Origin of the sequence: Sphingosinicella sp., from assembly GCF_013911755.1 — a bacterium.
GTDB lineage: Bacteria > Pseudomonadota > Alphaproteobacteria > Sphingomonadales > Sphingomonadaceae > Sphingosinicella.
The window spans coordinates 1-11,588 of sequence record NZ_JACESP010000039.1 but is presented as its reverse complement, the minus strand read 5'-3'; the positions used below and the strand labels follow the sequence as shown (position 1 = coordinate 11,588).

11 protein-coding genes are annotated in these 11,588 nt (G+C 59.3%); 3 read left to right on the top strand and 8 right to left on the bottom strand.

What is annotated here, in order from left to right; all coding sequences use genetic code 11:
- Nucleotides 1-396 (bottom strand): hypothetical protein (locus H2052_RS17490; RefSeq protein WP_293784754.1); only part of this gene is annotated, 396 nt, incomplete at its 3' end.
- 373 nt (nt 397-769) lie between these two features.
- On the opposite strand from H2052_RS17490, the gene H2052_RS17485 reads away from it, so the two are divergent.
- Nucleotides 770-2,035, top strand: coding sequence for an SUMF1/EgtB/PvdO family nonheme iron enzyme (locus H2052_RS17485; protein WP_293784752.1), 1,266 nt, complete (start codon nt 770-772; stop codon nt 2,033-2,035).
- A 57-nt stretch (nt 2,036-2,092) separates the two neighbouring features.
- Here H2052_RS17485 and H2052_RS17480 read toward each other — a convergent pair whose 3' ends face one another.
- Genes H2052_RS17480 through H2052_RS17470 form a run of 3 tightly spaced genes read right to left on the bottom strand, consistent with a single transcriptional unit; the run spans nt 2,093 to nt 5,767 of the window.
- Nucleotides 2,093-3,385, bottom strand: a complete 1,293-nt coding sequence (locus tag H2052_RS17480) for an alpha/beta hydrolase (protein WP_293784750.1) — start codon at nt 3,383-3,385, stop codon at nt 2,093-2,095.
- Nucleotides 3,310-4,560 (bottom strand): DUF418 domain-containing protein, encoded by a 1,251-nt coding sequence (locus H2052_RS17475; protein ID WP_293784747.1) that lies wholly within the window; start codon nt 4,558-4,560, stop codon nt 3,310-3,312. The genes H2052_RS17480 and H2052_RS17475 overlap by 76 nt, the downstream gene beginning before the upstream one ends.
- 4 nt (nt 4,561-4,564) lie before the next feature.
- Entirely contained in the window at nt 4,565-5,767 is a 1,203-nt protein-coding gene (locus H2052_RS17470; RefSeq protein ID WP_293784744.1) for a serine hydrolase, read from the bottom strand.
- 226 nt (nt 5,768-5,993) lie between these two features.
- Between H2052_RS17470 and H2052_RS17465 the strand changes: the two genes are divergently transcribed.
- Entirely contained in the window at nt 5,994-6,365 is a 372-nt protein-coding gene (locus H2052_RS17465; protein ID WP_293784742.1) for a hypothetical protein, read from the top strand.
- 60 nt (nt 6,366-6,425) lie between these two features.
- Nucleotides 6,426-7,457, top strand: a complete 1,032-nt coding sequence (locus H2052_RS17460) for a hypothetical protein (protein ID WP_293784739.1) — start codon at nt 6,426-6,428, stop codon at nt 7,455-7,457.
- Nucleotides 7,458-7,807: 350 nt separating this feature from the next.
- On the opposite strand, the gene H2052_RS17455 is transcribed toward H2052_RS17460, so the two are convergent.
- From H2052_RS17455 to H2052_RS17440, 4 genes are all read right to left on the bottom strand, one after another.
- Complete coding sequence (locus H2052_RS17455) at nt 7,808-8,059, bottom strand: helix-turn-helix domain-containing protein (protein ID WP_293784736.1); 252 nt, start codon at nt 8,057-8,059, stop codon at nt 7,808-7,810.
- Between the two features lie 623 nt (nt 8,060-8,682).
- On the bottom strand, nt 8,683-9,549 hold the full coding sequence (locus tag H2052_RS17450) for a helix-turn-helix transcriptional regulator (RefSeq protein ID WP_293784733.1): 867 nt from the start codon (nt 9,547-9,549) through the stop codon (nt 8,683-8,685).
- A gap of 170 nt (nt 9,550-9,719) precedes the next feature.
- Nucleotides 9,720-11,312, bottom strand: coding sequence for a GMC family oxidoreductase N-terminal domain-containing protein (locus H2052_RS17445; RefSeq protein WP_293784730.1), 1,593 nt, complete (start codon nt 11,310-11,312; stop codon nt 9,720-9,722).
- 22 nt (nt 11,313-11,334) lie between these two features.
- A partial coding sequence (locus tag H2052_RS17440) for a cytochrome P450 (protein ID WP_293784727.1) occupies nt 11,335-11,588 on the bottom strand: 254 nt, incomplete at its 5' end.

Below are 11,588 nucleotides of genomic sequence, written 5' to 3'. Positions count from 1 at the left end.
GCCGTCGCCAGGAATTTCCTTCTTCGGGCATTTCTTCACGTCCACTGGGTCGTAACGGATGTTGTAGCCGCCGATCTTGCCGTCGGTACTGTATTGGTGCGTATAGTGATAGGGGATGACGAGCGAGTTACCTGAGACCGCCTTGGCGATCTGTTCGGTGGTGAGCGCCGGGAACGAAAGGGTTGGCCAGACGCGTTGCGAGCCGATGCCGTTCTCGCCGCCTTCGCCCGCCATCATCAGCGACAGTGCCTTGTCGAAGCCCGTGGGGTAGACGAACTCGGTAGGAGACGGGACGGTGGGCGCGTTCGGATCAGCTGCTGCTGCCGGCGTCCCAACTGCGGCCGCGGCCGTGACGCCCGCGGCGACAGACCATAGTTTCATAGTGAATGTCTGCATTGGTTGATGCCCTCCCTCTTTGAAACGATCAGGCGGGACATTCCTGGCGGGAATGTCCCGATTCTGCGCCGAGCAGAGGACACCACAAAGCACCGAAATGGGCCAGCAACGGAGTTGGGTAAGTCGGCCTTGGTAAAGGGTAACGCGGATTGCGCCACGCCGGCGACTTAGACCATCCCTATCGCCTGACCCGCGCGCCGGGAAGCCCGGGTCAAGTCGTGGGCCATGCTCAACGGTTCCTGAAACTGGAATGGCACACACGCTCCCGGACCGGTGTTCTTGCATCACCATATGAAACTACATTCGCATCGCTGACAGCGGTGCGCGACCGCTAGCATCCGTTACAAATGCATAGCGCCACTAGGGAGAAGGCATGCAGCCGCTATCGATTAGCCGACAAATTCTGGGCATGCATGGGTTGGCGAGTATCTTGTACGCTGCGGCCTCACTGACCTCTTATGCTAACGCTGAAGTGATCAAACCGCAGATGGTTGAGATTCCAGGCAGCGTGTTCTCCATGGGAGCGACCGTCGATCGAGGCTATGGCCTTATCGACGGCCCCAAACACGATGTTACAGTTCCCGGCTTCGCGCTCGCACGGTACGAGGTGACGCTGGGTGAGTTTCGAACGTTCGTGGAGACGACAGGGTACGTCTCGGAAAAGAAATGCAACGTCTATGAAGCAGGAACCAATTGGCACATAGACTCGGAACGTAGCTGGTCGGCCCCGGGCTTCGCCCAGACCGATCATGATCCTGTCGTTTGTGTCAGTTGGGCTGACGCACAGGCCTATGCAGCTTGGCTCAGTGGGCAAACAGGCGAGACGTATCGGCTGCCGTCCGAGGCAGAGATGGAATATGTCACACTGCTCGGCGAGGTTGTGGTGAGCCACGCAACGGCAAATATTGGCAGGGTCGAATGTTGCGGCGGCGCGGCGCGGGGCCGCGACGTCTGGATTGAGACCTCGCCGGTCGGCAGCTTTCCCGCGGATCGTTTCGGCCTTCATGACATTCGCGGGAACGTCTGGGAATGGCAGGCAGATTGCTACCATGCGAACTACGATGGCGCGCCCGTTGACGGTACGGCGCGCACGACGTGCACGGAGCTGGGCTATCACAGCATCAGGGGTGGCTCCTACGGTGACGCCGGCGAGTTTCACGATCCGCGCTTCCGCCTGCGCGGCCCCGTCGATCAGGGCTTCTTCACGGTGGGCTTCCGGCTGGCCCGTGACCTCGCTCCGCAGCCAGCGTCGCAGGCCGCAGTCCCGCCCGCTATCGCAGAGACTCTGTCGTCGATGTTGGACGCCATGCGCGAACGAGACGTCGCCAAGCTCGACCGGACGCTGGCGCGGAGCGCCTCACCGGAGATTGTGTATTACTGGGGCGAGACAGTGTCGGGCCGCGACGCCATCCTGCAATGGCACCGCGAATGGTTCGCTGAGAAAGGCTGGAGCCTCGAGCCTGGCCCGGTTACACATGCTCTCGTCGATTCCCGTGTCGCAGTGGTTTCTAGCACGATGCGCTACATCAAGAGCGCTGAGCGGCAATTCCGGATTCTCATCAGTCACGAGCTGACGAAAGAGGACTCAGGTTGGAAGGTAGCACGCATCCAGCAAACTCTGCTGGAAGGGCCCAAATAGAACCTGCCCCCGATTGTTTGAGAGGGAAGCGCTATAGGCTTTTCTCCCAAACATGAATCATTCTTTATTCAGTTGTTTAGACTGCGATCCAGGTGCCTTGATTGACAGTACCGCGCTGCGTCCGCGGATTGCCGTGCCGAACAGGCGAGCACTGTCCACCGCCGCCCGCTCAGCTTCCGCGACGACGCCCGACCATTGCAGGAAGCCGTGGGTGAGCGTCGGATAGTTGAGATAGGTTACGGCGACCCCTTCGCGCTCCAGCCGCCGCGCAAGCAGCTGTGCCGGGTCGCGCAGTACATCGAAGCCGGCAGTCACCAGGATCGTGGCAGGCATTCCGGCCATACTCCCCTCGTCCAGTTCTCGCGTTGCGGAGGCAATCCGGTCTGCATCGCCGAAAGCGAGCGGCATCATGAAATCGCGAAACGCGGTGTCGAGGCCGTAGCCCTTGCCGAACAACTCGTAGGATCGGTAGCGCGGCGTGAAATCAACCGACGTGTAATAAAGCAGTTGATACAGCGGACCGGGCTTCCGCGCAGCCTGTTGGCGCCGCGATATCGCGAGCGAGATATGGCCGCCCGCGCTGTCGCCGCCGACGCCGATCATCGAAGGCTCGCCGCCCAGCGTAGCCGCGTTGGCGCGCGCCCATAAGAAGGCATCCTCACCGTCGTCGTTTGCGGCGGGCCATTTGTGTTCGGGCGCCAGCCGATAATCCACCGAGATGACGATCGCGCGTGCTTCGTTGGCGATCAGCCGCACACAGCGATCGACGGCCTCGATGTTGCTGTAGAGCCAGCCTCCGCCGTGAAAATAGAGGAGGATTGGAAGCGGTCCCGCCTCGTCCAGCGCGGGTGTATAGATGCGGATAGGGATCAAATGGCCGCCACGTCCTGTTATGCTGCGATCCTCGACGTGCCGCATTGGGGCGGTGACCTTGGTGAGCAGGGCCCAGTCCCGCGCCAACCGTTCGCGCGCGAGCGTCCGGCCCTCCGCAGAATAGAACATGTCGAGCCCGCGTTTCACCTCTTCGAGCGAGCGGGCGCGGCGGGCTTCGAAGTGGAATTGCAACTTGGGATTGAGCGTCTGCCCGTCGATGATTTCGCGCGGCCCTGCGAGATGATCGACAAACCAGCTTTCCGGCTGCGACATCAATTCCAGACGCTTCTTCTCAGCGGCGGTCGGGACGAAGCCGTCGGCCAGCGTGGGTGGCGATATTGGTGCTGCAGTGACAGCCGTTTCTATCGTGAGGGCCGCGAACGCTATCATCATATGTTTGCCTATAGCGGACATGAGCGTTCCTTCCTTCTTACAAAGGGTTGTAGCCGGCTGCGCGCAAGCGAGCGCCACAGCCATTCGAGTGGTCCGAAATGGAAGCGGTCGAGCCACACCTTTGACCAGAGCAGGATGATCGCCCACACCGCGATCACCACGAAATAGCACTGCCAGCGTTCCAGATAGCCGTACCACCCGAGACCGTAGCCGTTAAAAATCAACGTGCAGAGGATGCTGGTGCCGATGTAGTTGGAAAAGGCCATCCGACCGGCCGCGACCAGTCTTTGCGCAAGACCGCTTTCTTGGAAGCGCTGCATGAACAGGATGACGAGCGCGGCATAGCCCATCGTCATCGGCGTTCGCAGCAGGCTGAGGTGGATCGCCTCGGTAAGGTGCAGCGTGATCGGATGATAATCGGCTTCCACGTTGATGGCAATTAGCGGCAGATGCAGCGGAATGCAGACGACGAAGCTCCAGAGCGCGACCCTGCGATAGGATGAAACCGACCATGCACCTGAAAAGAAGCCGCGTTTGAAGAGCCCCATGCCGATCGCGATTAATGCAAGCGTATCGGGAACCGCGGCGGGGTGCGCTTCCGTCAGGATGTAGACGGCGAGGGGAATACGCGCCCGAAACGCATCGACATAGCCGCCACGATAGCCTTCGAGCTGCGACTGTACGGTAGGAAGCGCGATCCGCTCCTGCGTTGCAGCCCATTCGGCCAGCGTTTCCGGCGATGCATTGGGTTTGGCAGCAGCACGTTCCAGTGCGGCGAACGACGTGTAGGCCGCGATCCCGAGAGCCAGCTTTAGGCACAGCAGCGCAGCGCCGAAAACGAACAGCCGCCGAGGCGGCCAACGCCACGCCGCAATCGCGATCATCCCACACAGGCTGTAGAGCACGAGTATGTCGCCGTACCAGATCAACCAGACATGGATCATGCCGAACACCAGCAGCCACCACATGCGCGCAAACGTGACGCGCGCCGGACTTTCCCCCGCACCAAGCGCGCGCTCGGCGATCAGCACCGTGCTCGCCCCGAACATCATCGTGAACAGGCCACGCATCTTGCCGTCGAACAGGACGTAGTTGACTGCCCAGGCGCAGAAGTTCGCGCCTTCCTCCCCGCCATAATAGCTCGGATTGTAATAGGCGAAGCCCGGCATCGCGAAATCGACGATGTTCATCAGCAGGATGCCCATCACCGCAAAACCGCGCACCGCATCCAATGTCCCGATACGTGCGGTGCCCGCCATCGGTTTAGTGCCCCGCCGCTGCGGCGGCGCGGTCACTCGCGTTCACCGCGGCTTGCAGGAAAGCCCATTGTAGACCGTAGCGCTCAGGCCCGCCTGCACGCGTCCACGCGCTCTGGATCACGACGATCAGCTTGCGCTTCGGGTCAATGAACAGTGCCTGCCCCATAATGCCGATGCCGCGGTAAGCCCCGTTCGGATCGACCCACCATTGATATCCGTAGCCAAGGTCGCCGAAGCCGCTTTCGGCATGGCGCGCGGTCGCTTCTGCGATCCATCCATCGGGCAACACCGGTTTGCCGTCGATCCTGCCGCCCTCCAACATGAACAGGCCGAAGCGGCCATAGTCGCGCAGCGTCGCGCTGAAGCAGATGCCGCCAGTCTCGAGGCCTTCGGGAGACGACATCCAGACTCCGTCCGCTTCCATTCCGAACGGCTTCCAAATCTTCTCGGACAGATAGCGCGAAAGCGACTTGCCCGTGGCGTTTATCACGGCTGCGCCGATCAAGTTGGATTCCGCCGTCGAGTAATAGAATTTGGCGCCGGGCGTGGCATCACGCGGCAGGGCGGACATGCGCCTATAGAAATCCGGCCCCATCTGCGTGGCGTAGCGGCTAAAATTCGAAGCGGGATCGTTGTAGTCCTCCGTCCAGTGCACGCCGGAGCGCATGGTGAGCGCCTGGGCGAGCGTGACGCCGTCGTAGGCGCCGCCTTTCAGTTCCGGCACGTAGCGGCTGAGCGGATCGTGGACGCTACGGATTCTGCCGTCTCGGATTGCGGCGCCCACCAGCGTCGATGTCACCGACTTGGCGATCGAAAACGACGTCCAGCGCTCATCGGGCTTGCGGCCCAGCCCGTAGCGCTCGACAACGATCCGTCCGCCCGAAATGACGAGGAGGCCTGACACCCGGTTCGCCTTCATGAAATCGTCGATAGTGTAGGGGCGGTGTTCGTAGACGAAGTCGATCTCGAGCGGCGTTTCCGCGACTGGCAGTGCACGGATCACGTCACCGGCTTCGATCGTGGTCGTCGGGAAGATGGTTTCCATCGCGCGATACCCCGCTTCCTGTTCGCTCGGCGACCAGAAACCGAGCCGATCGACCCGCGCGGGAAGTGTGTCCACACTCCGCGCGACAGCGGCTGCAGGCTGAAACGCTAACAACAGGAAGGCCAGTCGCCAGACCCGGCCGTTGCCAATGACAATTTCCATTGTCCGCTCTCCCCCCCTTTGAAGCGGCGAGGATAGGTGCACCGGAGTAGGTCCATAGGTGCCAAACGAAAGGCCGGCGTTGCTGGAAATGCACCATCTTTAAACTCGACGAGAACTGCGGCCGGTGCCTGTTTCACACCATGCCCCGCGCCCTTCGCACCTGAGATGGAGCGATATCTTGGTGGATACGATGCAAGTTGAAGAGGGCGGTGAGGAGAGTCTATCCATGGCATGGCGACACTTGGGGAAGTCGGCTGTGCTTGCCCTAGCCGCGATTCTTACCGCCGCGCCCGCAAGTGCGGCACAATACTGGACGAAGACGCGGATCATCGGCGTCAGCGCCGTCACGGATGATCCGGATTACCCCGCCTATCGTAACATATTCTGGATCGGCATCACCGATGATGCCTGGCTCCCGGAGAAATGCCGCAAGCTTCCCGGACTGATTTTCCCGGACCGCGAGCAGGCGATGGTCATGCTCGCCGTGCGCGCCTATGAGCGCAGCGAAATTGTGGTCGTGAAAGCGGACGATGGTGCAATGATCGGCGATTATTGCAGGCTGTTCCAGATCACGCTCCCCGCCGATCCGAAGCCCTGATCACTCCGCTACTTCATTTTTCACCGATCTCTACGCTGATTACGGCAGAAAGGTTGCTTCATGCTCTTCAGCGTCCTGCTACTTGCGATGGCCGCTCCCGTGCCGAATGATGGGCTTCTCTATACGCTTACTGCAGTCACCCCGTTGCCCAGCACCGACACGGATTGGGACTATGCGAAGATGGAGCCCGGGACATCCCGTCTTTTCATCGCGCGCGGCAAAGACGGTCTCACCGTGTTCGACGTCGATCGGAAAAAGATCGTAACCACCATTCGCAATTCTGACGGAGCGAACGGTCCACTTCTGATTCCGCAGCACAATCGCGGCTACAGCGCGATGACGGATGGTTCGCTTCTTAGCTTCGACCTCAAAACACTTGCGCCGCTCGCGCGTATGAAGCTGTCGAAGGAAAGTGGCCTCAACAGCGCCGTTTATGATGCCTCCCTGGCACAGGTTCATGCGATCACCGCCACCGGAAAGACGCATAGCACGTGGTTTACGCTCGATGCGGTAACAGGAAAATTACTCCGAACGCATCAGTTTCCGTTCCGGAAGATGGATGACCCAGCGAACGATGGCAAAGGGCATCTGTTCGCTCCCGTTCGTTACGACCGCCTGATCCTCAAATTGGATGGCAAGTCCCTCGAGGAAAGGGCGCGCTGGCCTATGCCCTGCAATGTGTCCAAAGTGCGATTCCAGCAGCAGACCAATCGCTTGCTTGCGGCCTGTACGGGCGAGGATCCGCGCTTCCTTGCGATTGATGCCGACAATGGCCAAATCCTGGCTTCACTGCCAATTGGACGCGGCATCGACGGTTTCTCGGTCGACGATGCCCGCGGCCGGATCGTGACCTCCAATGGTGTTGATGCAAATCTCACGATCATTTCGCAAATGGACTCCGACCATTACCGTCTGCTGGGAATGATCGGTACACGTGCGAATGCTCGGATGATGACAATGGATGACAGAAACGGAACACTGTATGTTGTGTCGGCCGATTCAACTGTCCGGACGGTAGAAAATCGGAAAGAGGCCAAGGAGTATTATCACCCGAACAGTTTTGTCGTGCTAGAGTACTCTCCGAATCCGTAAATTAATTCATATATTTAAAAAAATATATTTCCATTTACATTTTGTAGGCATTTAATAACCGATTCTTGTAGGGAGTTTTTTAAATAGAAAGCGTTAGAGCATTGCTGTAAATATAACAGACTGTTTGGGCTTACGTGCAGTGGTTTAGAAGCCTGTGGGTTCGATGTTGTAAGTTCTCAGTTTATATCGGAATCACGATGTCGTTATGACAACGGTGGGTCTGGGAACGCTTGGTTCCAGTCGAACCAGTTCTACTAATATCCAAAGCTAACCGGGGCACTCACTTCTTTGTGCAGCCGCCCTAAGAGGCGTTTGGATATTGGGTGGCGCATGTGTCTTGTAGCGCGACATCAGAAGATATCCTCAATATCCTTGGCTGGTCGCCCGGAACGCGTATCGATGACCAGCTCAAGGTCAAGCGCGGCAAACAGTGCAAAGATCGATGAGAGCTTGGTGCCTTCGTGCCCCGTCTCTATCTTGGAGATCATTTCCTGGCGCAGCCCAGCCAGATTGGCGAGATCGGTTTGCGTCAGGCCCCGCTGCTTGCGGGTGCGCTGAATGACGTTGCCGAACTGGCAGGGCGATCGTGCGATATGCGACATAGGGGGCTCCTTAATCGCATTATGCTATAAATCGCATAAAACCGTAATATGCGATTTTGGACATAGAATGATCTTATGCGATGTCCAGAATAAGAAGGCATTATGCGTCTGTTCAAAGCGGGCGATCGGCAAATTCTCCAGCTCCGCTCCATCTTCTGGTTAACAAAGAAGGCGTCGGACTCCCCTCCGGCGTTGAGTCGGAAGCCATAGCCTGCTAACATTCAAGTCCTGAGTGATGCCCTGTAAGAAGATCCGAACCGTTACAGCGGATTTGAAATAGGGGCACGAGCAGGGACACCAAAATGGGGCATCGACGTTTTTGCTAACATTTTGATTTTAATATCAAAATGTTGCGTTTTACTATCGAGTCCTTTCCTGGCACCAGAATCCGCCCATGGACGTCCGTTTTCGTCCGCCAAGTGACTGGATTTTCTCAATTATTTTTTTATGGTGTCCGCCGGCAGCACCGCTTGCCGCTGCGGCAAGTGCTGGCGTTCCTCGATGATCTGAAGCTGCACACCGGGCATGGCCGTTATGCGTTTCCGGCCTTTCATACCCCGCGCCGCCCGATGTCGGAAAACCCCGGAATACCCCCCTCCACCTGCTCGTCCTGTAATAGGCACTTATTGCATTGCGACCCTTGGGTCCGGAGAGCTGGCATTGCTGATGCGATATTCACCTGGGGTGAGCCCAACCGATTTCTTGAACCAGTAACAAAAAGCGCTTGAATGGGTGAAACCCATGCGGTGCGCGATCATTTTCAAGGGTTGTCCCGTTGTTGTCAGGAGACGGCACGCACTCAACTGGCGTGCCTCCTCAATTCTGCTGCGGAGCGACTGGCCGGTAGTGCGGCGATAGGCGTCGCGCAACCGAGACACGCTCATTTCGCAGTCACCGGAAATCTTCTCGGCCGACAGCTCGGCAGGATCGGTTATCTCGATCGACCAGTTCACGCGGGCAAGCTGGTCAGCCGTCAGTTTCGTTCCATCATATGTGGTCGCAGCTGCGCGTGCCTTGAGAAGGCGTGCCGTATCGATCGCGAGCATACGGACCAAGCAGTCGAGCATGTCGGCTGAATCACGAGTCGGCGATAAAAGTTCGGCTGATATCCGGTCCAGAGTCGCGGCCGTGAGCGGATTGTCGAAAACCGGCTGTGCCTCGATCTGGGCAAAATCGAACTCGAACCGGGGCGAAAGCAAGCCATTGAACCAGTCGGTGTCGAGCGAGAACTTGCGAACGGGAAACCCCGTTTCGTCGCCGACGGCCACGACTGGCATGACTAGGTCGGCAGGCGTCAGGACGAGTGCTCCGAGACGACATTGCGAGCCGATCGGGCGAGCCAGCCGCGCACGAACCGGACGTCTTACGCAGGCTTGCTGGAAATTGAACTGCGACGCCTTTTCATCAAAACGGTCGCCAACATTCCAGACATGCGTTTCAAATTGAAGATGCAGGCCTTCGAAGCTGCGCTGCCATTCGACAGTCCACATTCGCATCCCTCCCACAACCGTGTGCGACCGAATTTTTTCGGTTCAATGCGCAAGGCGCGCCTATTTAGCATGCGTGTGCTCCAAGCGGAACATCCGGCGCCCCGCATTCTAGCCCGCAGGTGAAGGCGGAGTTTACTCCCGATGCCTCAAGAAGGCCGGCGGCCGTCCGACTATGCGTTGCCCTGCCGGATGATTTCGCCCGCGCGCCAGCCTACGGCCAAACTGGGGCCGTTGATGTTGCTCGACGGCATGGTTGGCATCACCGACGCGTCGGCCACCCGCAGGCCATGTACTCCCCGGACCTGTAGCCGCGCATCGACGACGGAGTCTGCGGAACTGCCCATGCGGCACGTGCCGCAGCTGTGAAAGGTGGAACCGCCCTGGCGCTTATAAAAGTCGATGATTTCGTCATCCGTCCGGATTTGCCGCACCGGGTCGCGTTCGCGGGCGATCAAAGCCGCCATTGCCGGTTTGCGCATCCATTCGACAGCAAAGCGATAGCAACCGATGGTCACCTCCCTGTCGTAGGGATCGGAGAGGTAGTTTGGACGAATACGGGGCGCAAGCGCGGGGTCCGCCGAGAGGATCCGGACGGTTCCCTGACTTCGCGAACGGCAAGGATAGCTGAATATCTGACAACTGGACTGAGCTTCCGTCGCCAGGCCACTTTCCAGCATCTGCATCACGTATGGCGCGAAGACAATCTCCGCATCAGGCCGATCAAGGCCGGGCCGGGTGCGAAAAAACCCTGCGGCCGGATAGGGCGGGGCGGCCATCGGTCCGCTACGCATCGCGGCGTAGCGCAGCGTGTTGGCAAGCAGCCGCAACCCGCGATACTGGTGATTTTCCCCGAGCCGATCGACGAGATCGTAATTGAGAAACAGGGTGCGGTGTTCCAGCAGGTGTTCCCCGACCTGTCGATTGGCGGCGCGGACTCTGATCCCCAGGGACCCGAGAAGATCGGGATTCCCGACCCCTGATCGCTGGAGAATGGCGGGGCTGTTAAGCGCGCCGGCGGCCAGAATGACCTCGCCTCCCGTGTAAAAGGTAGTGCGCCTACCGTTGTATGTTCCGGCGACGCCACTGGCGCGCAGCCCGTCGAACATCACCCGATCCGCCTCGAACCCGGTCACGATCCGCAGGTTGGGAAACGCCTTGGCCTGATTCAGAAACGCGCGCGCCGAGCTTGAACGAACACCGCGACCGATCGTCTGCGGCGCATATCCCACGCCATCCTGCTGTGGATTGTTCAGATCATGGACGCGCGGCAAGCCCATCTGGACACCCGCCTCGATAAACGCCTCGGTCAGCGGGTCGCCACTTTGCGGAATCGAAACCTTCAGCGGCCCGCGAACGCCGCGCCCATCGCCCTCCACCGATTCATGGTCCTCCATCTCGCGAAAGACCCGCAGCATTTCCTCCCCGTCCCATCCGGTTGCGCCAGCCTCGGCCCAATCGTCATAGTCGGCCTTCTGTCCGCGAAAATACATCATGCCGTTGATCGCGCTCGACCCGCCCAGAAGGCGCCCTCGCACCCAATGTTCGGGCGCTTCGCTGTCCTCGCTGTCGACCTGGTAACGCCAGGTATGCCGCTCACTGGCAAGGATCTTGCCAATTCCCTTTGGCATCGACACGAAAGGGTGACGGTGGCTCGGACCGGCCTCGAGCAACAGTATCTTTCTGCGTCCGTCCCTCGCAAGCTGGTACGCCAGGCCGGCGCCGGCCGAACCGGCACCCACGATGATGTAATCTGGATCCTGCATCTTCTGTTCGCCTTGCCTGCAGCTAGAGCGAGAGGTCGCAGGCAACGCGCCGCCCGGGGGCGAAACGGATCGGCATCGTTTCCCAGCCGTTTATCGTGCCGATCGAGCGATATCGCCGCGCCGCCGCATAATCGATCTCATATTCCGGGATACGCTCGAACATCTGCGTCACCATCTCTTCGAACATCATGCGTGCGAAGGACGAACCGATGCACCTGTGAATACCGGATCCGAAAGCGACATGCCGGTTCGACGGGCGGCGGAAATCGATGTCGT

Bases quoted from the DNA above. Each gene is read 5' to 3' on its own strand.
- H2052_RS17485 (WP_293784752.1), top strand. From the start codon at position 770: ATGCAGCCGCTATCGATTAGCCGACAAATTCTGGGCATGCATGGGTTG.
- H2052_RS17480 (WP_293784750.1), bottom strand. From the start codon at position 3,385: ATGGCTGTGGCGCTCGCTTGCGCGCAGCCGGCTACAACCCTTTGTAAG.
- H2052_RS17475 (WP_293784747.1), bottom strand. From the start codon at position 4,560: ATGGCGGGCACCGCACGTATCGGGACATTGGATGCGGTGCGCGGTTTT.
- H2052_RS17470 (WP_293784744.1), bottom strand. From the start codon at position 5,767: ATGGAAATTGTCATTGGCAACGGCCGGGTCTGGCGACTGGCCTTCCTG.
- H2052_RS17465 (WP_293784742.1), top strand. From the start codon at position 5,994: ATGGCATGGCGACACTTGGGGAAGTCGGCTGTGCTTGCCCTAGCCGCG.
- H2052_RS17460 (WP_293784739.1), top strand. From the start codon at position 6,426: ATGCTCTTCAGCGTCCTGCTACTTGCGATGGCCGCTCCCGTGCCGAAT.
- H2052_RS17455 (WP_293784736.1), bottom strand. From the start codon at position 8,059: ATGTCGCATATCGCACGATCGCCCTGCCAGTTCGGCAACGTCATTCAG.
- H2052_RS17450 (WP_293784733.1), bottom strand. From the start codon at position 9,549: ATGTGGACTGTCGAATGGCAGCGCAGCTTCGAAGGCCTGCATCTTCAA.
- H2052_RS17445 (WP_293784730.1), bottom strand. From the start codon at position 11,312: ATGCAGGATCCAGATTACATCATCGTGGGTGCCGGTTCGGCCGGCGCC.